The organism is Niallia sp. WK069_GA_01 (assembly GCF_983173855.1).
The window spans coordinates 2,091,879-2,115,201 of sequence record NZ_OZ470138.1 but is presented as its reverse complement, the minus strand read 5'-3'; the positions used below and the strand labels follow the sequence as shown (position 1 = coordinate 2,115,201).

Genomic DNA, 23,323 nt, shown 5'->3' with positions numbered 1-23,323 from the left:
TGTCACCTCTTTTAAAGCATTTCAAGAAAACGTTCAGTTATCGTTTTTCCATCTTCTTTGGTCCGACAAATAATTAAACATGTATCATCTCCACAAATCGTCCCTAAAATTTCTTCCCAATCCAAATTATCAATTAATGCTCCGATTGCCTGCGCATTTCCTGGCAGTGACTTTAATACTAATAAATTATCTGCAGAATCTATTTTCACAAAAGAATCTACCATGATTCTTTTTAATTTTTGTAATGGATTAAAACGCTGATCTGCTGGCAGACTATATTTATATCTTCCATCCGTCATCGGAACTTTTACTAAATGCAACTCTTTAATATCACGTGAAACAGTAGCTTGTGTTACATTAAAACCTGCATTTTTTAATTCATCTACTAAATCATCTTGTGTTTCAATTTCATTATTTGTAATAATATCTCGTATCTTTATATGCCTTTGACCTTTATTCATTAAATTCACCCTTTAATAATAATTGCAAAATAATCTATTATTTTTTCTACTCTTTCTTTATTTCGCTTTTTTTTGACAAAAATCCTCTTTATTCTTCTTTCTCATTGTATATTTATTATCGAATATTATACACTTTTTCACATTATTTTTTTGCATTGCAAAAAGGAATAAGTGAATCTTATTCCTTCAGCTAACGATTATATGAAAAATCGTTTCATTTTTCTCCTCTTCGCAAACTTATGTTTGATTCACCCGTTGAAAGAAGGGATAACTTGTATCAAGCAGAATATACGTTTTTAGGCACTTTTCTTCAAAAGAAATTACTCTTCTTTTGTCTTTTTAGACTTTAACTCGTTATGTGCTTGTTCTACTACTTCTTTAATTGGATAGACTTTTTCTATTTGATTGAAAGACTGATCGATATCCCAATGTAAATGAAGCAAGAACTCAATATTTCCATCTCCTCCGGTTATTGGAGAAAACGAAATATTTCTCACCTCATAACCTTCTTTTAACGCAAAATTCACCATTTTTTCTACAACTGCTTCATGAATTTTCTTCTCTCTTACTATGCCTTTTTTGCCAACTTGGTCTCTCCCAGCCTCAAACTGAGGTTTTACCAAAGCAATTACATCACTATTTGGTACTAGCAATGTTTTTAAAACAGGCAGTATTAATTTTAGCGAAATAAAGGAAACATCAATGGAAGCAATAGTAGGCATTTCACCATCTAAGTCTGCAGGCGTAACATAGCGGAAATTTGTTCTTTCCATTACGACAACCCGCTTATCCTGCCTTAACTTCCATGCAAGCTGATTATAGCCCACATCTACTGCATAAGACATTTTCGCTCCATTTTGCAGAGCGCAATCGGTAAATCCGCCTGTAGAAGAACCGATATCAAGGAGAACCTTATTTTCCATCGTGACATCAAATTCTTGTAATGCTTTCTCCAATTTTAATCCGCCGCGACTAACATATTTTAATGATTTTCCTTTAACAGTAAGAATGGAATCATGATTAATTTTTTCGCCAGGCTTATCCAGCCGAGTTTCTTGACTATAAACAATTCCTGCCATAATCGCTCTTTTTGCTTTTTCTCTTGTTTCAAATAATCCTTGCTCTACTAATAAAACATCTACTCTTTCTTTCTTCATACGATTTTAGGCCCTTTTTTGTTTTTTTCTTGCAATAGAAGCTATTCTTTTCACTGCTTCTTCTGTGTTTAACTTAATTTCATTTAAAAGAGAATTCACATCACCATGTTCAATAAATTCATCTGGTATTCCCATTCGGTCAATCACGTTGCCATGGAAGCCATGATCATGAGCAAATTCTAATACATAACTGCCAAATCCGCCTTGCAGTGCAGCTTCCTCAATTGTTAGTATTGGCATTTGCAAATTAAATAGATCCAGTAGCATGTTTTCATCCAGCGGTTTAATAAACCTTGCATTTATTACTTTTACGGAAGTTCCTTGTTTTTCTAAAATGGCACTTGCTTTCATGGCCATTTCAATGGTGGTGCCAAATGTTAAAATAGCCGCATCTGTTCCCTCTTTTAGTACTTCCCATGATCCAATAGGAATCGTCTTTAATGTAGCATCCATTTTAACACCTAAACCATTACCGCGTGGAAAACGCATGGCAATAGGACCATCATTATACTGAATAGCAGTATTAACCATATGCTGACCTTCATTTTCATCCTTTGGCATCATTAAGACTAAATTAGGCATATGACGTAAAAAAGAAATATCATATACACCTTGATGTGTTTCTCCATCGGCCCCAACTAGGCCAGCTCTGTCAATACCAATAAACACATTTAAGTTTTGACGGCAGACATCGTGAAGCATTTGGTCATATGCCCGCTGAAGAAAGGTAGAATAAATGGCCAGAAATGGCTTCATTTTTTGTGTTGCAAGCCCTGCAGCCAATGTTACAGCATGCTGTTCGGCAATTCCTACATCCAACATACGGTCGGGAAATTCTTTTGCAAAGCTCTCTAATTTGGAACCGACTGGCATTGCTGGCGTAATTGCAACAATTCTTTCATCAGTGCGAGCTAATCGTAATACCGTATCACTTACTAATTTACTCCAAGCAGGAGGTGTATTCACTGGTTTGATTAAATCACCAGTCTCAATTTTATAAGGTCCAGTACCATGCCAGGTTCCAATTCTATCCTTTTCAGCAGGAGAAAACCCTTTTCCCTTTTTGGTGAGAATATGCAATAAAACTGGTCCTTCTGTTTTTTTTGCATAATTTAATTGTTCGATTAAATCCTCATAATTATGGCCATCTATAGGGCCAAAATAAGTAAAGCCTAATTCTTCAAAAAACACACCGGAAACAAGCAAATATTTTAAGCTGTCTTTTATTCTTTCTGCTGTTGCCGCAAGTTTGCCACCAACAGCCGGGATTTTTTTCATGAGCATTTCTAATTCATCTTTTACCCATTGATATTTACCTGCGGTTCTTAATCTTCCTAAAATTTGATGCATCGCTCCAACATTTGGAGCAATCGACATTTCATTATCATTTAGAATGACAATCATATTCTTTTTCTCATCACCGATATGGTTTAGCGCCTCTAGTGCCATTCCACCAGTTAACGCACCATCCCCAATAATCGGGATGATGTATGAATCTTCTTTTTTTAAATCTCTTGCGACAGCCATTCCCATTGCTGCAGATAAGGAGGTAGAGCTATGCCCTGTTTCCCACACATCATGTTCACTTTCATTCATTTTCGGGAATCCAGATAACCCTTTATATTGTCTTAACGTATCAAAGTCCTTTGCTCTGCCTGTTAATATTTTATGCACATAGGATTGATGACCTACATCCCAAATCATTTTATCTTTAGGACTGTCAAAACATTTATGCAAAGCGATCGTCAATTCGACTACACCAAGATTAGGACCGATATGGCCTCCAGTCTCTGATAGCTGATTGATTAGAAAATGACGAACATCTTGACTAAGGTCTTCTAGCTCCTCAATTGATAATTTTTTTAAAAAAGATGGATTCTTTATAGACAATAAATCCATTTTTAACAACTCGCTTTCATTTTATAATATACCGTCCACATATAAAAATTTATTCAGCATACTTTTCATTAGTTTAAAAAAGAGGATGAAGTTCGAGGCGAAAAAACAAGCCAACGAAGAAATTTAACATGTCCTTTTCACCGGACTTTTTGATCAACCTCTTTTATTAATTATTTTAATAGTCGAAATAGCAATCGTATGATAACAATACCTTATCCATTAGAAAAACCCTAATTTTATTCATTAAATATGTATTATACCATTGTATTCACGTAACAGTAAGTCATTTCCTTATGAATCACCAGAAAAAGAATGAAATAGAAAAGTATTGCCTTTTATTTTGCAGTTTTGTTGTTAATAGATTATTGCCTAAACCTGAAAAGATAACCATGACTTGTCTCCAATATCTAACAGCAATCATGATAATTATAACGCTTCCAAAAAAAGAATTGCTAGCTTTTTAAGTCAGTAATTAAAACCTCTCCACAAGTTAACGAGCTTTCAGCTTTTTTGTGGAGAGTATTCAGTTATGTGATCGATATTTAATTGTAGTGATAGATACGTTTATCCGTTTTGATGCAAGCAACTAAAAATATTACTTCACTTACATCTTTTTCCCCATATAATCCACTCACAAACCTAATGTTGATAAAGATTAGTTATTACGATTCGCTACTAAATCAGTAATAAGTTCTAATAATTCTGTTTGCAAAGCAAGCTCTTTTAAAATATCTTTTGCTTTCCCAATATGGTTATCCAGCTCATCTTTTGCTCCTTGCAATGTTAATAATGCCGGATACGTACTCTTCTGATTATATTCATCACTTCCAACTGGTTTGCCAATAACTGCTTCGTCGCCTTCCAAATCTAAAATATCATCTCTTATTTGAAATGCTAACCCTAAATGTTGGGCAAAATTACCTAACCGCTCTATTTGCTCCTTATCCGCCTTACATAGAATGGCACCAGTTAATACACTTGCAATAAGCAGCTTGCCTGTTTTATGGACATGAATATATTCTAATTCTTGAAGATTAAGCTGCTTCTCTTCGCCTTGCATATCGGCTACCTGTCCACCTACCATACCTTCAGGACCTGCCGCTTTTGCAATTAACTCCAACACGTTTAGTTTTATATCAGCTAAAAAAAGATTAGGTTCCATTTGTGCTATTAATTGAAAGCTATAGGTTAAAAGCGCATCACCAGCTAGTATGGCAGTTGCTTCACCAAACACTTTATGATTTGTAGGCAATCCTCGTCTTAAATCATCATCGTCCATGCTTGGAAGGTCATCATGAATAAGAGAATAAGTATGAATCATTTCAATTGCAGCTGCTGGATATAGTCCCTTTTCCGGATTTTCACCGAATGCATGCATAGTAGCAAATAACAATAATGGTCGTATGCGCTTACCTCCAGCGTTTAGAGAATATTGCATCGATTCTTTTATAATAGAAGGAGCAGCAAGCTTTTCAACGCTGGTTATCAGCTGCTGTTCTAATAACAATTTATATTTTGCTGAAAAAGAGTCTAAGGAAATATGCTGCAAAATATTATTCCTCCTCTGAAATGGAAAAGATCTCTTTTTGCCCATTTTCCAATACAATTTCAGCGAGCTGCTCTTCCACATTTTTCAATTTATCATGACAAAATTTTGAGAGCTCCATCCCTTTTTTATATGTATTAATCGCTTCTTCGAGTGGAACATCTCCTTCTTCTAGTTTATCTACTATTTTTTCTAGTTCATCCATTGCTTCTTCAAAAGAAAGACTTGTTTTTTTCGTCATACTAGATCACTCCTTAATCGATATTATCTTTGTATCTACTGAACCGTCTGCCAATTTTACTTCCACTATATCATTCGGTTTCACTTGCTTAATACTGCTAATTAACTGCCCATTTTTTGAATAAGCTAAATTATAGCCTCGTTCCATAATTTTCAACGGGCTTAAAGCATCCATTTTTCCAATAATGGATTGAAATGCCTGCTGCTTCTGTTGATAAATAACGGTCATATTTCTTTTTAAATTCTTTTCCTGCAGCAATAATTCTTTATCTGCTTTATGTAAGAGTTCCTGTGGATGATTTCGTTCCAATTGCTTTATTAAATTACCAACATTTTCACTTTTTTTATCCGTTAATTTTTTCATTTGGCGTAATAGCTGTTCCTTTTGTTTGTCCAATTGCTCCATCTTTTGTTCAAACAGCACTTTTGGATAACGAAAAGCATACGACTTTTTAAGACGGTTTAATCGTAAATTACGATGTTCTATTTTTTCTTTCATTGCACGTATTAATCTTGTTTTTCTTGTTTCAATCCGTTCTACTATATCTTCTAAATTAGGTGCTGCTAATTCAGCTGCAGCTGTTGGTGTAGGCGCTCGTAAATCTGCGACAAAATCTGCAATCGTAAAATCCGTTTCATGTCCCACGGCTGAAATAATCGGGATAGCGGAAGAAAAAATCTCTCTTGCTACCACTTCTTCATTAAAAGCCCAAAGTTCTTCAATAGAGCCGCCACCTCTACCAACAATCAATATATCAATAGAAGGTTCTTGCATTACATTTGCTTTTTTTATAGCATTTACTATGGAAGGAGCTGCTGTTTCTCCTTGTACGAGGGCAGGAAAAAGGATGACTTTTGCTATCGGATACCTTCTTTTTATCGTTGTAAGTATATCTCTAATAGCTGCGCCTGTAGGTGATGTAATTACAGCAATTGTTCTCGGGTATTTAGGAATGGGTTTCTTGTAGTCAGGTAAAAATAAACCTTCTTGTTCTAATTTTGCCTTTAGTTGTTCATATGCTAAGTATAAATCACCAATTCCATCTGGTTTCATTTCTTGCACATACATTTGATATTGTCCGCTAGGCTCGTAAACGGTAACACTTGCTTTTACCAATACTTTCATGCCATTTTCAGGATTAAATTTCATACTTTGGTTATTTCGTGCAAACATAACAGCCAATATTCTTGCTTTATCATCTTTTAAAGTAAAGTACATATGGCCACTGCTATGTTGTTTAAAATTTGATATTTCTCCTTTAACATACAAATGATGCAAATGAGGGTCGGCATCAAACTTCCTTTTTATGTATTTCGTTAATGCTTGTACAGATAAATACTTTGACTCCATTATAGAACTCTCCTTAAACAGGATTAAAAAAAGCAGAAGCGCCTTGCTCACGCTAAGATTCAAATATTCTGTCCTGTAAAAGGGACAGGTATTTGACTTGAGGCAATTGGCGCCGCAGCAATGTCTTGAGAAGCGAAATGATCTCATTATAGACGTATGAATTAGCAAAACTTTTGCTGAAATCTCGTTTATCTTCCTTCTGCTTAACTAAAGATGTGGACATTATTATCTAAATTATTGATTTTTTTTCATTTTGGATAATACGCCATTGATGAATTTGCTGGATTGATCGTCTCCGTAAAGCTTTGCAATTTCGACTGCTTCATCCATGACAACATTTGCCGGTACGTCCTCTGCATTGTATAATAATTCAAATGCAGCTAATCTTAATAAATTTCTATCCACATTGGCGATTCTTTCGATTGTCCAATTTTCTAAGTACTTTTTAATCAGTACATCAATTTCTTGCTGATGCTCCATAACGCCATCTACAAGCTTTACTAAATAAGCATCTCTTTTTTCGCCTTCTAAAACATGTTGGATTGCTTCTTCTTTGTCTGTTTTGCTAAGGTCGATTTGAAATAATGCTTGCAATGCCTTTTCTCTAGCCGTTCTTCTTTTCATTTCTTATCTTTAGCTCCTTTAAAATCTTAACCATTTGTATATCATCAAATCAGGTTATCAAAAAGCAGAAGGTCTGTAAACTGCTTTTTAATAATTTGCTTATGCTTACTATGTCACTTTTTCAAACATACTATTTAAAAACAAGGCTCCCATGAAAAAAGGCGCTCTCAATAATTCCGCAGCTTCTCTTTCCGTGGGGCGAGCGGTGAGCCTCCTCGTTGCATTGCAGGGTCTCACCTTTCTCGCAATTCCCACAGGAATCTTCGTGTATTCTTACTGCTCCCTGCTTAGAAAACTTAAGAAAATTGCTTCTTCTCAGGTGCCATGGTGCAAATCTTTATTAGCATGGATGTCTACCCTGAAAATAGGATTTGTCTGTCTCAATGTGTCCGCATCCGGAATACTCTTTGGTTTCCACATTGATGTTATGTTTGACTTTATAAAAAGATAATAGCATAAATAGCGGGAAACTTCTATGTACTCTCTATCCTTTTTCTTTGCCATTAGTATAACTGATTACATAAATAAAAGACTGACTCATGGAAAAAGGCTCCTGTTCAATGGAACAAACTTCGTTAAGAAGTTTGTTCCAACATAGACCTATCCGTTGAGCAGTCTTTTGTTCCTATTTATTAAATTTCTTGATCGTATTCAGATTCTGCTGCTTTTGCCGTTTCAAATTGTATGCCGACTATATGAATATTTACTTCTTCTGCAACTAAAGCAGTCATATTAATAAGTGTTTGGCGAATATTATCTTGTATTTGTTGCGCAACTTGAGGAATCGATACTCCAAAATTCATCACACAATATACATCCACCTTGATGCCCTCTTCTGTTAATTCTACTTTTACACCTTTGCTATGAAGTTTCTTCCCTAATTTCTCAACAACTCCGGATGCAAAATTGCCTCTCATTTGTGCAACGCCTTCTACTTCGGAAGCAGCAATGCCAGCAATTACTTCAATTACTTCTGGCGCAATTTCTACTTTTCCTAAACCATTATGTTCTTGATTCATTTCTAAAATAGTTGTTTCTGTCATGATTTTTTTCCTCCTTTTAATCCTCTGATTTCATCAAATCATACATTTCTAAAAACTTTGTGTTGAAATTACCTTCCACAAATTTTTCATGATTAAGGAGTTTCAAATGAAATGGAATGGTTGTATGAACACCTTCAATTACAAATTCACTAAGAGCCCGTTTCATACGTGATATAGCTTCTTTTCTCGTATTGCCATACGTTATAACCTTTGCAATCATACTATCATAATATGGAGGAATAGAATAACCTGGATAAGCTGCAGAATCAATTCTAACCCCTAATCCCCCCGGAGGAAGATACATATTGATTTTTCCTGCTGACGGCATAAAGTTTTTCGCCGGATTTTCAGCATTTATCCGGCATTCAATAGCCCAACCGGTAAATGTAACATCCTTTTGTGTTATTTCAAGCGGTTTGCCTGATGCAACCATTATTTGTTCTTTGATCAGATCGATTCCTGTTACCATTTCTGTTACAGGATGCTCTACCTGAATGCGTGTATTCATCTCCATAAAGTAAAATTCTTGATTACGATAATCATAAATAAATTCTACTGTACCGGCACCAGTATAATTAACTGCTGCCGCTGCTTTTACTGCAGCATCCCCCAATTTACTACGCATTTGTTCTGAAATCACGGGTGACGGTGTTTCTTCCAACAGCTTTTGCAACCTTCTTTGGATAGAGCAATCTCTCTCACCTAAATGTATAACATGGCCATAGTTATCTGCAAGAACTTGCACTTCAACATGACGAAAATCTTCAATAAATTTCTCGAGATAAACACCTGCGTTGCCGAATGCAGTTAAAGCTTCCTGTTGGGTAATGTTAATCCCTTTAACAAGCTCTTCTTCCGTTTTTGCAACACGAATTCCTTTTCCACCGCCCCCAGCAGTAGCTTTAATTATAACGGGGTAGCCGATTTTATCAGCCAATGCCATCCCATCTTCTGTATCCTTAATGATCCCTTGAGATCCTGGAACAATTGGTACGCCAGCTTCTCTCATTGTTTCCCTGGCAATATCTTTTGTTCCCATCTTATTGATGGCTTCTGGGCTTGGACCAACAAATGTAATGTTACAGTCTCTGCATAATTCAGCAAAATCAGCATTTTCAGCTAAAAATCCATATCCTGGATGAATAGCATCACTGCCTGTTAATGTTGCTACACTAATAATGTTGGTAAAATTTAAATAACTATCTTTTGAAGCAGTTGGTCCTATACAATATGCTTCATCTGCCAGCTGCACATGAAGTGATTCTTTATCCGCTTCGGAATACACTGCAACGGTTTCTATCTCTAATTCACGACATGCTCGAATAATCCGAACCGCAATTTCTCCTCTATTTGCAATTAACAATTTCTTAATCATTGGTTAATCCTCTCTTTATGCCTTTACTAAAAATAATGGTTCACCATATTCAACGAGTTCTCCGTCTTTCACAAGAACTTCTACAATTTCCCCATCAACTTCTGCTGTAATTTCATTAAATAGTTTCATTGCTTCCACTATACATACAACGGAATCTTTTGAAACCTTATCTCCTACTTTTACAAAAACGTCCGTATCTGGTGATGATGATTGGTAAAAAGTCCCTACCATCGGTGAAGTGATTTTATGTAAGTTTTCTTCAGCTGGTGCAGCTGCTTCTTCAGCAATAGTGGAAACTGGTGCACTCTCTACCGATTTAGGAGTCGGCGCTTGAGCTTGAATGCTTGTACTCTGAACAGGTGAAGCCATTACAACTTCTCCATAATTCTTTTTAATTTCTATTTTCGTACCATCTTGTTCATACGAAAAATCATTGATATTAGATTCATCTATTAATTTTATTAATTCTTTTATTTCTTGTATTTTAAACATAATATAAACTCCCCTTAAACAATTCATTATGACTAGATACTAATATCATACGATAAGACCTTATACTTGTTCAACATTCTTCTTAAAATAACAGTCGTATTCCATTTTTTCTGATTTTTCTGTTTTATGTATAACACCTTCCCTATCTGCCACTCTATCATACCATTTTCCCTTTAAAATAACTAATTATTGCATAGAAATGCCCTTTGCTTTTTTTTAATTGATTTTTTTATTTTATCCATTTTGACGATTTTTTAGTATTTTTTTATTTAACAATGAAAACAGAAGAAAAAAGGGCAGAGACATAACGAAATAGATAATAGGTAAAACCTTCAAATTCATTTGCAAGTCTTGATATTACTTGGTTTAAGAACAATAAAATGAGAGGCTTGTTTTTTATTGTGGGGGTTGCTTCGCTTTCCGCGGGGTTACGCTTGAGCCTCCTCGGCGTTGCCTTGCGGGGTCTCAGCCTTCCCACATTCCCGCAGGAGTCTTCGCACCCTCCGTTACAGGCAACCTGTTTTAGAATAAGTTCTGGTCTTCGAATTTCATGACAAGGTATTATTGCTAAACAATGGAGCGATGATTTTTTTTAGAAGGGAAGAAAGGATCTAATTTTTGAACTTAGATGATTGTCTAGCAAGTCATGTGAACATCTTCTTCGGGGCTTAGCAAGGCACTTGCGCTTTTCTTATTCAACGCTGTTTTCCTAAAATGTGCACTTTTAGTCTATTTTTATAAGGTGGTATTTTTACCAGTTCAACGACAGCAACTAATGGACCAAACGGCTTGATTGGAGTGGAAGGTGCGAGACTCCTGTGGGATTAGCGGGTTAGGATGAGACCTAAGCAGGCGCAGCGCCGAGGAGGCTCATCGCACGCCCCACGGAAAGCGAGCATCCTGAAACGAGAATCTTGCCCTATTTATAAGGAATAATGTTTGCAAGATTAATCAATCACACTTTTCTCATTGCTCTAAACCAATTTTGGCAATACATGAAGAAGAATTTATAACTGCGAAATTTGAGTGGTTAAGTATTAAAAACTATGTTGTTCCACTTCGTTTTAAAGGCTATTTTCTAAAACCTAATTCTTTTACCAAGAAAAAATCGAAATAAACCGGAAAATAAATTAGCCTGTATACACGTTGACTCCTGTGGGATTAGCGAGATAGCTGAGACCCTGCAGGCAAGAGGGCCGAAGCGGCTCAGCGCGAGCCCGTGGAAAGCGAAGTGTATTCAGGCTGCGGGTAATTACCACAAACCTTCTTTTTTACATAAATAAAAAACCCAAACCATGATACGAAATATTTTTTACATCTTCGTATGATGGCCCGGGTTTATCTTCGGCTGGAATACTTATGTCCCAGCTTCTCTCTCCTACAATGATTTTTATTTAGCTGGATCAAATTTAACTGCTACATAAGCTCCTGGCTCTTCTAAATTTTTTCGAACTAATTGAATAATATCATTAGCAGCTTCTGGAGAAAGTTTATCTGCTTTAACCGTTACATTTACCACTCCATCAATTGATCGGACAAGCACATCATCATAATTTTCTGCTTTTATCATTGTTTCCAATACTTTTTCTTGATCGGCTAAATCTCTTAATTTTTCTATTTTATCTTGAGCATCGCTTTTTTCTTCTGCAGTGGATTCAGCTGAACCCATTACTTCTGTAAGTTTTTCTTCATCAAGACTTCTTTTATCTTGCAAATCTAATCTCATTTGTTCAAACACTTCATCTGAATCAATGGTAGAAACCGTACTGCCATCTTCTTCGGCTTCTGTCTTCGCGTCTTGTTTACTGTCCGTTTTCGTTTCATTTGCATTTTCTTTTACATTTTCTGTTGCTTTGTTTTGATCGTCTACTGCAGCAAATTCATTTTTTTGTTCCGGTGAGGTAATATAATACACAGACAATACAACAACTAGACTTAACATCGTTAACAACCAAACTGTTTGTTTTTTTAATAACATAAGAATAAATCCCCCTTAATTTTGTTTTGGCATAACCGATACTCGATGGCTTGGTACGTCCAATGCCCTTGTTACCGCTTCAATTATCATGCTTTTAATTTTTATATTCTCTGCACCTTTTGCCACAATTAGAACGCCTCTAATCGCAGGTTTTTTCGTTTCTATTACTACCGGAACTTGTTTATCGCCATTTTGCACAATAACGAGTTGTTGCTCCGATGATGAATCCTCTACCTGTCTTTTTCCGCCTTGTGGATCCGTTTCTTCTGTTGTTTGCGTCTGAGAGGTCGAATTTTTTTCATAAACTTTTTTTTCGGTAGCATCTACATTGACATATACAGTTGCATCTTTTACACCGACAATATGATTGATCGCCTCTTTAATCTGCTCTTTATACACTTCTTCATAATCTGTTATTCCGCTGCTGCCTCCACCTGATTTCTGCCCAAATGTTTCTTCAGCCGCTTGATCTGATGATGTTCCATTCGTATTGCTGAATGCAGCTACATCAGCATTAGAGCTCCCTTTAAAAAACATATTGCTCACTATCATAATTGCTGCTCCAAACAAGACAACAATAATTAAATATTGTACTTTTCCTTTTTTTTTCTCCTCTGATTCTTCATTCGCGAGCCACTTTTTCAACCAACTGATTGGACCTTTATCTTTATCCATCTGTGCTGTTCTCCCCTCCTTCAACAAGGATGTTGATATTATCGCTTGCAACATCCCATTTTTTTGCAAGAAATGAGGTTATATCCTTAGTATCAGCTTGTACTTGTTCTTGATTAGATGGAAGAGGTTCCTGGGTGTTAATGTCTACATTCTCTATAACTTCCACGGTACTTTGTGATTTCTCACTTTTTTTTAATGAAATGACCAGCCTATCTAAATTATCTGGAAAGCTTTTCGTATCGTTTTTATCAACTGCTATATGGACATTATCAATCTCCATCCCGTACTTTTCTATCAACTCCTTGTTAGCTTCCTCTTTCATTTGGACAGCCATTTTATTTAATGTATATTCATCTAATGATGCTTGTATTTCTTTTTTCTGAAATTCTATTGAATTTTTTATATTTTTTTCTTCTGGCGCTTTCCAAGCAGCTGATGCAAGTACATTTTCAAAATCATTTGTTACCAATTTAAACACTGGTGTTAAGATCACGCTAATCAATAATAAGCCTGCAACCAATTTTGCATATTTTTGAAACGTAGAGTTTGGCAAAAGCATATCAACAACTGTAGCCAATAATACAAATAAAATAATATTAGTTACCCACTCGGTAATAAAGCTCATATTCCTGCCACCTTTCCTACTTCACCATCATGGTTAAATTTCCAGCGACAACAATGACAGTGATACTTAAAAAGAACATAAGCGACACAATTGCAAGAGCTGCAAACACATATAGAACACTTTTGCTAATAATATCCAAGCATGTGATAACAGGTCCTCCTCCCAATGGCTGTAATAATGCGGCAGCAAATTTGTAAATAAAGGAAATCATTAATATCTTTATGGCAGGAAACGCTACAATTAGAAGCAATATTGCAACCCCTGCAATGCCGACTGAATTTTTTAAAAGCAGGCTTGCATTAATAACTGTATCTGCTGCATCGGTAAACATTCTGCCGATTACTGGGATGAAATTACCTGTTACAAACTTAGCAGTCTTAATGGTTATACCATCGGTTACGGCCGTTGATGCTCCCTGTACGGATATGACTCCGAGAAATATGGTTAAAAACATAGCCAGCACACCTATACTGATGTTTCGTAATAAATTGGCTAATTGAGTGACTTTATATTGCTCAGATAAGCTGCTGACAATATGAAGCAAAGTAGATAAAAATAACAATGGCAGAACAATATATTCAATTAACATTCCACTAGTATTCATCAAAAAAATAATGACAGGATGAAAAAATGCCGCTGACACCATACCACCAGAAGCGGCCATTAACGCAAGCAGCAATGGTACTAGTGCTAAAATAAACCCTGTCATCGTGGATATAGCATCACTCGCAAATGTTATCGCAACATGAAAGCTGTTTAATGCGATAATGATTAAGACCATAAAAACAATAGAATATGCTACTTTGCTGATCGAGTTTTTCTCAAAAGAATTTTGTAGCATTTGTAAAAACATACTAAAAACCGTTAATAGAATAAGCGACCCTAGTAATTTTCCATTTACAATGATTTCATGAAAGGCGAATTTTAACATTCCTGAAAATACCCCTTCTAAATTAATGGATTTATCACCTTTAATAAAATCATATAAGCTTCCCTTTTGGCTTTCTGGCAAAAACCCCCCATATTCTCGAGAAATATCTTCCCAAAAACCTTTTAAATCATCTAAATTCAACTTTTCTACTTGTGAATCGACCATATCCTGGGGGTCAAGCAGTGAGTTGTTCGTATTTGTTTCTTCATCTTGAGGCGAGGCTTGTACAGTTGGAATAAACAAAAAAAAGATGATGACCATAAATAATAGGACGATTTTAAGTTTCCCTTTCATTTTTTCACCTCGTTTAAAGCGATAGACATCTTTTATTCAAAGGTTCTCTTTTCTAACCTGGAAGAAAAGAGAACGCTAACTTTGTTAATTGGGTATCATTTTAATAATGGTTTCTACTAGTACAGTTAATATAGGCACCGCCATAGCAAGAATCAAAATTTTTCCCGCAAGTTCTATTTTAGAAGCAATAGCACCTTGTCCAGCATCTTTCGTTATTTGGACTGCAAATTCTGCAATATAAGCAATCCCGATAATTTTTAGTATTGTTTCTACATAAACCGTATTAACCTTTGCACTTAAGGCGATTTTTTCAATCATATTTATAATAGAAGCAATCTGATCTACTAAAAAAAGAAAAATGGTGCAACCTACAAATACAACAAGTAAAAATGCAATATTTGGCTTTTGTTCTTTTATAATTAGGGCTAGAAATGTAGAAATAAGGGCAATCCCTACAATTTGAAGAATTTCAATGATGATATCCTCCTTTAACCTTGAAATAAGAACACAGATTTAATTTTTTGAAACAGGTCATCCACTATATTCGCCACCATAAACAAAATATAAATAAATCCAAATAGTGTTACCCATTGTGCATACTCTTTTTTACCGACTTGTTCGAGGATAGTGTGTAAAAAAGCTACAACGATTCCTACACCTGCTATTTTGAAAATAATATCGACCTCTAAACCCATCCTGTCTCCTCCTAAAACTACATCAATAAAATAATAATTAATAAGCCTGTAAGAATTCCTAAGCTTTTCACCATTTTTCCATATTTTGACTGTATATCTCTTGCTTCCTCTTCTTCTCTCTCTAGATGGGAAAGTGTTAACATAATTTGCTTCTGTTGAGAAAATCGATCATGTCGTCCTAATGTTTCCCCGAATTGCTTCATGATTTCTAATTCCGGCTGCTTCATCGCCGTTTTTTTCCAAATATTTTCCAAACTTGTTGCCCAAGCACTCTTAACCGTTGTTTCTTCATACGTTAATTTATTAGAGAAATCAGTGAAAAAAGCAGCCAGCGGATCACTTAATTGTTCTGCCAGCCTCCTAGATGCTTCATGCAAAGGGGTATGTCCATACATAATTTCTGCTTCTAAAGACTGCAGCGCTGATTTTAATTGCCTCAATTGTTTTGGTCTTTCACTTAACACTTTGGAAAATTCCATCCCTGCCCAGCTTGTTGAAGCAAAAATAAGAATTGCACCTATTATCTTTAACATGATGTCGTCACCTTCAGTTCTTGCACCAATACTTTTCGATTGTTGTCTTTAATCGCCCCTACTGTTCCAGGGCCATGCAGTCTATTTAATTCGATAAAACGTTCAAATATACCCATTTCCATAATTTTCTTTAAGATGGGTCTATTTTGGATTTCTTCTACTGTTCTTCCATGTGTTGTCATAATAAGCTGAATGCCTGCATTTACTGCTTCCAAAATAGCTGCTTCATCTTCTTTTCTTCCTATTTCATCTACAATAAGCACATCAGGACTCATGGAACGAATCATCATCATCATACCTTCTGCTTTAGGGCATGCATCTAAACAATCCAATCTAGGACCAAATGTCATTTGCGGGATACCATTTATACAGCCGGCAATTTCCGACCTTTCATCGACAACTCCTACTTTTATTGCTTTTGTTTTATATTTTTTGTTTCCAGTCGAGATAATCCGGGCAATATCACGTAATAAAGTTGTCTTCCCTGTCTGCGGCGGGCCGATAATCATGGTATGAAACCATTTATTTTTATCATGTAAAAAAGGAATAAAGGATTCTGCAATCCCGATTTTTTCTTTTGCAATCCGAATATTGAAGGAAGCTACATCGCTAATTGCTTTTACCTTGCTGTCTTCTAAAACAACTTTTCCAGCGAGTCCAACTCTGTGGCCCCCTTCAACTGTTATATAACCCCGTTTTAATTCTTCCTCCATCGTATAAACAGAATACTGGCTGATTTTGTTTAAAAGATGTAAAGCGTCTTCTCTTGTGATGCATAACGGAAAAAAATAAGGGTCGCCTTTTATACATACCTCTAATGGTCGATCAACCCGAATTCTTATTTCTTCTATGTCTTCTCTTTGTTGTGGAGGGATTGTGAGGACTTGGTCAGTAATCGTTTTTGGCAAAAATGAATAGATGGTATTCACAAATTTTTCCTCCTTTTCAACGAATAAAGCCTATCAACTTTCTGAAATCAGCCGATTATCCAGCAGCATAAAAGTTGCTTACTGAGGCTTGTACGATTTATATCAATCATTTTATTCATTAATCCTTATTAAAATGTATGCATGCCATATTGGTTTATTCCACCTATCTTTATTCTACTTCTCAAATAATCACCCCGTTAAAATTGGCAGTTTAAAATGTTGTCTTCCATCAAAAACTAGAAAAGGAAATGCAACAGTTATTGGAGGAATGAATGATGAAAAAAATAATCATTAGCTTTTTATTTATTCAACTTTTTTTTATTCAAACTAGTTATGCAGCACCTATAGAAACAAATCGTCCTAAGAATATTATCTTTTTAATAGGAGATGGAATGGGATTAGGACAAATGGAAATAGCCAGAACCTTTGAATACGGAAAAAAAGGCAGATTATTTCTTGAAACCCTTCCTTATACCGCACTTGCTCATACGTATTCTGCCAACAACCAAGTAACGGACTCTGCAGCTGGCGGCACCGCTCTTGCGATTGGGAAAAAAACAAATAATGGCATGATCGGTGTTACAGCAGACGGTAAACCTGCTGATAGTATTTTAGACTTGTTTAAAAAAAATGGATTAAGTACTGGAATTGTTACAACGAATTCCGTTACAGATGCAACACCAGCAAGTTTTACTGCAAGTGTAAAAAATAGATGGACAGGACAGATGGAGATTGCCAAACAGCAATTGCAAAACGATGTTGATGTCATTCTTGGTGGGGGTGAGAAATATTTTACTTCCCAGAATGCACATGGAGTGAAACTTCTCGATCAGTACCAGCAAGCCGGGTATCAATATGTAACAACAGATAAAGAACTTCAAAAAGCAAACAGCCGGAAGCTCTTAGGTCTGTTTGGGCCAAAACACTTAAACTTTAAACTGGATAGGGATAATGTAAACAGTCAGGAGCCTACATTAACAGATATGACTGCTAAAGCATTGGAAACCTTATCAAAAGACAATAAAGGTTTTTTTACTATGATAGAAGGCGCAAGGATTGACCAAGCATCCCATGCTGGTGATATAACAAGCATATGGAAGGAAACGATTGAATTTGATGATGCAGTAAAATATTGTGTAAAGTGGGCAGAAACCCATCAGGATACATTAGTGGTGGTAGCTGCTGATCATGAAACGATGGGCGTATCAGCAACAGAACCAATGAATAAGAAGGCTTTAAAAAAAATAACCGTCACTCCTCATTTTATGGCAAAACACTTGCAAAAAAATGCAAACGGTATTGGCTATACGAATAAAAGTATTAAACAGGTTTTTCATCAATATGCCAATATGACAGTAACAGATGAGGATACTGCTTTATTTAATTCTCAAATTAATCCTAAGAAAGGACAAGTTTATCCAGAACAGCATGTAGCTTGGGAAATTGGCAATATGATTGCTAAACATAATCACGCAGGAGTTTTGAATCGAACCATAGAAGAATTGAGCTCAACAGGTGGCCATACAAGTAATATGATCCCTGTATTTGCATACGGAAAAGGTGCGGAAACCTTTCATGGCGTACTTGATAATACAGATATCCCGAAAAAGCTTGCAGAAACCATGGGCTTCACATTTTAAATGTAAGAAAGCTTCGTTATTTGAAAAAGAAGCTCTCTAAGTTTGCAGCCGGAATACACTTCGCTCTCTATGTATTCCGGCTGCTTTGTGTTTTACTTGTTTGATGGGTGTCTGAAAAAAACGGGAAATTAGTCCAAGCCTCTATTATTCTTTTGCATATAGTAAATAGAGGTGATTTATAGATGTTTATGATGCCAGCAAAGGGAACAACTATTACGAATCCTTTTCAAATATTAGGAAGAAATAAACATTTTGGCGTGGATTTTGCTAAGGCAGGAACAATTCAAATAGTTGCAAGTGCTGATGGTACCGTTTCAAAATCGTATTATTCCAGCAGTTATGGGGAATGTATTATGATTCTTCATTATTTAAATGGGCAAGTTTTTGAAACAGTGTATGCTCATTTACGGAAAGATTCACGCAAAGTGACGACTGGCCAAAAAGTAAAGCAAGGCCAAGTAATCGGTATTATGGGGAGTACAGGAGATTCTACTGGACAACATTTACACTTTGAACTTCATAGAGGAAGATGGAATGGAACTAAGTCAAATGCTGTTAATCCAATGAATTATTTTCATATAAAAACTCCACAAACGTCTAGTTCTCCAAATTCAACTATCTATACAGTAAAAAAAGGGGATACATTAACAAAAATTAGCCAACAATACAAAACGACTGTTGCAAAAATTGTTTCTGCTAATAAACTTAAGAACAGCAATCTTATTACAATTGGTCAGAAATTAAAGATTCCGTCCTCTTTTAGCTACCATGTTGTTAAAAAAGGAGATACTGTTTCTGCCATTGCAAAAAAGTATAACAGCTCGGAAGCAGTAATAAAACAATGGAATCAATTAAAAGATATTAATAAAATTTTTCCTGGTCAGCGTCTGCGTGTTAAATAATAGCGATGCTGCTTTTCTTTTTCTTTGTGTTCGTTGTTTGGACTCTCTCGAATAATCCGCAGCCAGCATACACTTCGCTTTCCTGCGGGCGAGCGTCGAGCCTCCTCGCTGCACTGCGGGGTCTCGTCTTTCTCGCATTCCCGCGGGAGTCTTCGTGTATGCTGGCTGCTCCCTGCTCTAATATAACAACAAACTTAACCACACTCGCCTATTTTCATTTTTCATGGTGCAAATTTGTTGCATAGATATCTAGCTTGAAAAAGGGGATTTGTAGTCAGTATGTATGTGATTGTTCATTTTGTTTGTTTATGTAAGTGTTTTTTGTTTTTTTTAGTAAAAAAAACAAAAAAAAGGTAACCAAAATGGTTACCTTTTTTTAGCCGCATTTGCCGCTTTGATGTATGGAGTTTCAAAACCTGCTCCACCAGGTGGGTGCTCGCAAAAGATTTCTTCATATGTCTTTATGATATACATAAAGCCTGCTGATCCGTCTTTAATATAGAACTCCCTAATTAACGATAAAGGTTGAAACTTCATACGATAACGTACAACGCAGCGTTTATATTTATATAATACAGGAAAAAACAATTAAACGCAAATGTGAATACTTGTAAACAGCTCCGAGGAGTAAACTTTGATAAAAAAATGTGAAAGATGTTAAAGTAACTTATTCACATGTAAAAATTTACCATTGTCATTTTCGTCCTTTTTACCAAAAAAGACAAGCCAATTTCGTCATTTCCATTGTGAAATTGTGGATAACTACTTTTCTCTTTCCCAACACCACATCCTTTTGTTATAATTATGGCACTAGGTAAATCTAATTTGCATTGGTTTTCCCAGTTGTACTATATCCTCGTTTGTTAGTGTTTGCCCGCGCAAGGCTTCTAACAGTCGCGAGGATATTTCTTTTACCGTTTTTTTGACGCGCTTCAATGCTTTCGACCCTTGCTCATGAAGCACCATTATGATTTCTGTAATCTGGGCCAATAAATAATGATTTTTCATGGCATTGTAATTTTTACTGCTTGCGTGTTGAATGTGATAGCGTAGGTTTTTTTGTCTGTTAAATCCCTCGTTTTCTATTTTCCAACGGCTTCGTCCAGTGTTAACGAGCCTTTTGGCATTCTTTTTTGTGATTTTTATGTTGGTAAGGAAAAGAAACTTTTGTTTTCCCTTTTTCGTCTCCATTTCGTATTCCAGCACACTTTGTTGATGTTCCCTATAAACAATTCCGTTCACCCAAGTAATTCTTCCTTGTTGGCTATCTTCATTTATATTCAAGACATTGTCTTCCATATTTTTTAATACCTGAAACTCACTGGCAATACTTTTGATGCGATCTTCCTTGAATCGAAATAAATAGTTCCACTTATATTTCTTGCATTGGTTAAAGACCTTTTCACACGCATAAAGACTATCGGCAATGATACAGATGGGCAGCCGTTTGAATGTGTCTTTAAGTCTTGTAGCCAATCGATAAAAAGCATTTAGTTCACAATCTTGTTTCTCCACGTCTTCCGATTCATTTTCAATAAATTCTGAGTCAACACTCAGCACCATATCTCCAACAACCAATTTAGCTTCTAGGACGTGATGCATATAGATGGTCTTTGTTTTTTCTTCACCCGTTTCCTTATCCTTTTCCTTGTAATTTCGTCTCAAGCAGTGGTCACAATGCTTTTCATTAAACGTGAAAATGCCTGTACCATCAATGATAACGCCCCAATATTTCCCCTCAATCCGATAAGAATCAAAGCACCTCTTTTTCAATAATTCTTTGATCATGTACGTTCGGATATGTTCAAGTTCTGCTGGTTTCAACCGAGAAAGAAAATTATTGATTGTGTCATAGTGGGGTAATTCTTCCAAATGTTCAATCCCTAAAATTTTTCCTATATTTTCAATGCACTCGTCCTTGTTGAATTCATTCGTCATTTCACGCATGCTTTTTAGATTACAGGTGTTTTTTAAAATAACCATCATCAAAAGGACTTCTGGGTCATAAATGGTATAGCCCTGGTGTCTTGGATCCTTTACTTTTTTAAGCAACTTATTAAAATCTTTAAAAAAGTGTTTCTGCGTTTTCAGAAACTCGAATAAAAAGTTTATCCCTTTTTCTTTATCACGTTTGTCTTTTCTAGTTATCATAAAAAAAATCCTCCCAAATATCAATATAATAGGGTTTTGTATATCCTAATTATCCTATATTTGGCGAGTGTTAGGTGGAATTATCTCGAAAAACTTTTACTCTTCAGAGCTGACTTGTAAATTTCCTTTTACTAACTTTTTATGCGCGAGAAACGTAACTAGCTTCTGAAGTGTTAATAATTAACTTATCACCTTGGTTAATGAAGAAAGGAACTTGAACTGTCAAGCCTGTTTCTAAAGTAGCTGGCTTTGTACCGCCAGATGCTGTATCCCCTTTAATGCCTGGTTCTGTTTCTGTTACTTCTAATACAACAGTATTCGGAAGTTCTACTCCAAGTGTTTCTGATTGATACATGATAATTTGAACTTCCATATTTTCTTGTAAAAACTTTAATTCATATTCAATTGCTGAAGATGATAATTCGATTTGATCATATGATTCACTATCCATAAATACATGTTGATCACCGCTAGCATATAAGTATTGCATTTTTCGGTTATCAATTTGAGCTTTAGCTACTTTTTCTCCAGCTCTAAATGTTTTCTCTTGTACAGCACCTGTACGCAGGTTTTTTAATTTAGAACGAACAAATGCAGCACCTTTACCAGGTTTAACATGTTGGAAATCCAATACACGCCAGATTCCGTTATCCACTTCAATTGTTAAGCCTGTTTTAAAATCATTTACTGAAATCATACAGTAATCCTCCTATTTTCCCTATAAAATAATCAATTCTTTAGTTGAATGTGTTAAAGCTTCATTATGATCATCTGTTATTAATGTATCATCTTCGATACGAACTCCACCAAGTCCTGGAATATAAATGCCAGGCTCTACTGTCACTACCATACCTGTTTCTAAAACCGTTTCCGATTTAGAAGATAGACCAGGTCCTTCATGTACTTCTAACCCGATACCATGGCCAGTTGAATGTCCAAAGTATTCTCCATACCCTTTTGCACTGATATGGTCTCTTGTTAAAGCATCTGCCTGAATTCCAGTAAGACCTGGTTTCATTCCATCCATTCCCTTTAACTGTGCATTTAGAACAACATTATATATTTCTTTTAATTTCTCATTTGGATTGCCTACTGCAACCGTTCTAGTAATATCTGAAACATACCCATTATAGTATGCACCATAGTCCATTGTAACAAAATCACCAGATTCAATCACTTTGTCTGTTGCAACACCATGGGGTAATGCTGATCTTTTTCCTGACGCCACAATAGTATCAAAGGAAGATGAAGTTGCACCCGCTTTTCTCATAAAAAACTCTAATTCATTCGAAACTTCTAATTCTGTCTTCCCGACTTTAATGAAATCAAGAATATGTGTAAAAGCTGCATCAGCAATTTGCGCAGCTTCCTTTAATATCTTAATCTCTGCTGCACTCTTAATCAAGCGTAACTTTTCAATAAGACCTGAAACAGGAACTAATTCTGCTTTTACTAAATTTTCATATATTTTATAGTCCGTAAAAGTCATATGATCTTGTTCAAATGCCAGTTTTTTTATTCCTAATTTTTCAGCTTGCTCTGCTACCTCTTTATAAATAGGACCTTTATGTTGTATAATTTCAAAACCGTCACACTGCTTTGCTGCTTGTTCCATATAGCGGAAATCTGTAATGAATTTCGCACTTTCTCCACTAATTAATACAACACCAGCTGAACCAGTAAAATTACTTATGTAGCGACGATTATATTTACTTGTAATAACTATTCCATCTACATCTGCTTCTGATAATGCTTCTCTTAATTTTTGTAGTTTCACCATTG

At 35.7% G+C, this 23,323-nt stretch carries 23 protein-coding genes and 1 other RNA gene; 2 read left to right on the top strand and 22 right to left on the bottom strand.

Annotated elements, in window-relative coordinates; translation table 11 throughout:
* Positions 1 to 11: 11 nt before the first annotated feature.
* The 18 genes from ahrC to spoIIIAA all read right to left on the bottom strand — a co-directional run bounded on the left by ahrC (position 12) and on the right by spoIIIAA (position 16,848).
* The gene (gene ahrC, locus AC5LWL_RS10110) at positions 12 to 461 is read right to left on the bottom strand and encodes a transcriptional regulator AhrC/ArgR (protein ID WP_493434194.1); all 450 of its coding nucleotides are present in this window, start codon (positions 459 to 461) and stop codon (positions 12 to 14) included.
* A 320-nt stretch (positions 462 to 781) separates the two neighbouring features.
* Positions 782 to 1,618 carry a TlyA family RNA methyltransferase gene (locus AC5LWL_RS10105; protein WP_493434193.1) on the bottom strand — a complete coding sequence of 279 codons (837 nt, stop codon included), beginning with the start codon at positions 1,616 to 1,618 and terminating at the stop codon, positions 782 to 784.
* Positions 1,619 to 1,624: 6 nt separating this feature from the next.
* Positions 1,625 to 3,517 carry a 1-deoxy-D-xylulose-5-phosphate synthase gene (gene dxs, locus AC5LWL_RS10100; protein ID WP_493434192.1) on the bottom strand — a complete coding sequence of 631 codons (1,893 nt, stop codon included), beginning with the start codon at positions 3,515 to 3,517 and terminating at the stop codon, positions 1,625 to 1,627.
* 655 nt (positions 3,518 to 4,172) lie between these two features.
* Positions 4,173 to 5,066, bottom strand: a complete 894-nt coding sequence (locus AC5LWL_RS10095; protein ID WP_493434191.1) for a polyprenyl synthetase family protein — start codon at positions 5,064 to 5,066, stop codon at positions 4,173 to 4,175.
* Between the two features lie 4 nt (positions 5,067 to 5,070).
* Positions 5,071 to 5,304 (bottom strand): exodeoxyribonuclease VII small subunit, encoded by a 234-nt coding sequence (xseB, locus tag AC5LWL_RS10090; protein WP_493434190.1) that lies wholly within the window; start codon positions 5,302 to 5,304, stop codon positions 5,071 to 5,073.
* A gap of 6 nt (positions 5,305 to 5,310) precedes the next feature.
* Entirely contained in the window at positions 5,311 to 6,657 is a 1,347-nt protein-coding gene (gene xseA, locus AC5LWL_RS10085; protein ID WP_493436587.1) for an exodeoxyribonuclease VII large subunit, read from the bottom strand.
* A 231-nt stretch (positions 6,658 to 6,888) separates the two neighbouring features.
* The gene (gene nusB, locus AC5LWL_RS10080; protein WP_493434189.1) at positions 6,889 to 7,278 is read right to left on the bottom strand and encodes a transcription antitermination factor NusB; all 390 of its coding nucleotides are present in this window, start codon (positions 7,276 to 7,278) and stop codon (positions 6,889 to 6,891) included.
* Positions 7,279 to 7,910: 632 nt separating this feature from the next.
* Positions 7,911 to 8,321 (bottom strand): Asp23/Gls24 family envelope stress response protein, encoded by a 411-nt coding sequence (locus AC5LWL_RS10075; protein WP_493434188.1) that lies wholly within the window; start codon positions 8,319 to 8,321, stop codon positions 7,911 to 7,913.
* A gap of 16 nt (positions 8,322 to 8,337) precedes the next feature.
* Positions 8,338 to 9,696 (bottom strand): acetyl-CoA carboxylase biotin carboxylase subunit, encoded by a 1,359-nt coding sequence (gene accC, locus AC5LWL_RS10070; RefSeq protein ID WP_493434187.1) that lies wholly within the window; start codon positions 9,694 to 9,696, stop codon positions 8,338 to 8,340.
* A 15-nt stretch (positions 9,697 to 9,711) separates the two neighbouring features.
* On the bottom strand, positions 9,712 to 10,188 hold the full coding sequence (gene accB, locus AC5LWL_RS10065; protein ID WP_493434186.1) for an acetyl-CoA carboxylase biotin carboxyl carrier protein: 477 nt from the start codon (positions 10,186 to 10,188) through the stop codon (positions 9,712 to 9,714).
* A gap of 1,390 nt (positions 10,189 to 11,578) precedes the next feature.
* Positions 11,579 to 12,166, bottom strand: a complete 588-nt coding sequence (locus AC5LWL_RS10060) for a SpoIIIAH-like family protein (protein WP_493434185.1) — start codon at positions 12,164 to 12,166, stop codon at positions 11,579 to 11,581.
* Between the two features lie 15 nt (positions 12,167 to 12,181).
* Positions 12,182 to 12,841 carry a stage III sporulation protein AG gene (gene spoIIIAG, locus AC5LWL_RS10055; protein WP_493434184.1) on the bottom strand — a complete coding sequence of 220 codons (660 nt, stop codon included), beginning with the start codon at positions 12,839 to 12,841 and terminating at the stop codon, positions 12,182 to 12,184.
* Positions 12,834 to 13,466, bottom strand: a complete 633-nt coding sequence (gene spoIIIAF, locus AC5LWL_RS10050; protein WP_493434183.1) for a stage III sporulation protein AF — start codon at positions 13,464 to 13,466, stop codon at positions 12,834 to 12,836. Before spoIIIAF ends, spoIIIAG begins: the two co-directional genes overlap by 8 nt.
* A gap of 16 nt (positions 13,467 to 13,482) precedes the next feature.
* Complete coding sequence (gene spoIIIAE / locus AC5LWL_RS10045; RefSeq protein WP_493434182.1) at positions 13,483 to 14,691, bottom strand: stage III sporulation protein AE; 1,209 nt, start codon at positions 14,689 to 14,691, stop codon at positions 13,483 to 13,485.
* Between the two features lie 84 nt (positions 14,692 to 14,775).
* Positions 14,776 to 15,171 carry a stage III sporulation protein AD gene (gene spoIIIAD, locus AC5LWL_RS10040; protein WP_493436586.1) on the bottom strand — a complete coding sequence of 132 codons (396 nt, stop codon included), beginning with the start codon at positions 15,169 to 15,171 and terminating at the stop codon, positions 14,776 to 14,778.
* Between the two features lie 8 nt (positions 15,172 to 15,179).
* On the bottom strand, positions 15,180 to 15,386 hold the full coding sequence (gene spoIIIAC, locus AC5LWL_RS10035) for a stage III sporulation protein AC (RefSeq protein WP_493434181.1): 207 nt from the start codon (positions 15,384 to 15,386) through the stop codon (positions 15,180 to 15,182).
* Between the two features lie 17 nt (positions 15,387 to 15,403).
* Positions 15,404 to 15,919 (bottom strand): stage III sporulation protein SpoIIIAB, encoded by a 516-nt coding sequence (spoIIIAB, locus tag AC5LWL_RS10030; protein ID WP_493434180.1) that lies wholly within the window; start codon positions 15,917 to 15,919, stop codon positions 15,404 to 15,406.
* Positions 15,913 to 16,848 carry a stage III sporulation protein AA gene (spoIIIAA, locus tag AC5LWL_RS10025; RefSeq protein WP_493434179.1) on the bottom strand — a complete coding sequence of 312 codons (936 nt, stop codon included), beginning with the start codon at positions 16,846 to 16,848 and terminating at the stop codon, positions 15,913 to 15,915. Before spoIIIAA ends, spoIIIAB begins: the two co-directional genes overlap by 7 nt.
* Before the next feature lie 272 nt (positions 16,849 to 17,120).
* On the opposite strand from spoIIIAA, the gene AC5LWL_RS10020 reads away from it, so the two are divergent.
* Together AC5LWL_RS10020 and AC5LWL_RS10015 are read left to right on the top strand one after the other, a co-directional pair.
* Positions 17,121 to 18,488, top strand: coding sequence for an alkaline phosphatase (locus AC5LWL_RS10020; protein ID WP_493434178.1), 1,368 nt, complete (start codon positions 17,121 to 17,123; stop codon positions 18,486 to 18,488).
* A 182-nt stretch (positions 18,489 to 18,670) separates the two neighbouring features.
* Positions 18,671 to 19,390 (top strand): M23 family metallopeptidase, encoded by a 720-nt coding sequence (locus AC5LWL_RS10015; RefSeq protein ID WP_493434177.1) that lies wholly within the window; start codon positions 18,671 to 18,673, stop codon positions 19,388 to 19,390.
* A gap of 373 nt (positions 19,391 to 19,763) precedes the next feature.
* On the opposite strand, the gene ssrS is transcribed toward AC5LWL_RS10015, so the two are convergent.
* From ssrS to AC5LWL_RS09995, 4 genes are all read right to left on the bottom strand, one after another.
* A non-coding RNA gene (ssrS, locus tag AC5LWL_RS10010) (6S RNA) lies at positions 19,764 to 19,952 on the bottom strand.
* A gap of 248 nt (positions 19,953 to 20,200) precedes the next feature.
* The gene (locus tag AC5LWL_RS10005; RefSeq protein ID WP_493432582.1) at positions 20,201 to 21,541 is read right to left on the bottom strand and encodes a transposase family protein; all 1,341 of its coding nucleotides are present in this window, start codon (positions 21,539 to 21,541) and stop codon (positions 20,201 to 20,203) included.
* Positions 21,542 to 21,680: 139 nt separating this feature from the next.
* Positions 21,681 to 22,238, bottom strand: coding sequence for an elongation factor P (efp, locus tag AC5LWL_RS10000; protein ID WP_493434176.1), 558 nt, complete (start codon positions 22,236 to 22,238; stop codon positions 21,681 to 21,683).
* Between the two features lie 21 nt (positions 22,239 to 22,259).
* A complete protein-coding gene (locus AC5LWL_RS09995; RefSeq protein ID WP_493434175.1) occupies positions 22,260 to 23,321 on the bottom strand; it encodes a M24 family metallopeptidase in 1,062 nt (353 codons plus the stop codon).
* Positions 23,322 to 23,323 lie beyond the last annotated feature (2 nt).